Below are 335 nucleotides of genomic sequence, written 5' to 3'. Positions count from 1 at the left end.
TTTAACACGTTCAGCAAGTGATTGCAATTTATAAACCATTACAGGCTCAAGAGTATCAATAGTGAGTGTGGCTGCCTGCTCTGTTTTTGTTTGTCCGTCTTTGTGGACTTGTGCTTCATTTGATGAATCAAAAGAGCGTGATACGAGCAAAGCACCAACATTTGTAACGTGGAAAACTTTGAATACTGGGTTAGTGTTTAACAAAGCTGTGTTGATTGACTCAACCAATTTGCGTGGAAGTTGGAAAGTTGTATCTGTGATAGTTACGCCATTTTCTTCAAGTTTTGCGTTCCAAGCGTTTTTAATTTCTGATTTTCCAGAGTTCTTTTTCAATA

The 335-nt window shown here is 37.6% G+C and carries 1 protein-coding gene; it reads right to left on the bottom strand.

Features of this window, described 5'->3' with window-relative positions; all coding sequences use genetic code 11:
- The coding region (locus FDW96_RS15150) for a hypothetical protein (RefSeq protein ID WP_212732915.1) at nt 1-335 on the bottom strand (335 nt) is incomplete at both ends.

The organism is Citrobacter sp. TBCS-15 (genome assembly GCF_005280815.1).
In the GTDB taxonomy this organism is placed as follows: Bacteria; Pseudomonadota; Gammaproteobacteria; order Enterobacterales; family Enterobacteriaceae; genus Citrobacter; species Citrobacter werkmanii.
Note: the sequence above shows the minus strand (reverse complement) of the source record. Positions and strands in the feature narration are given on the sequence as shown.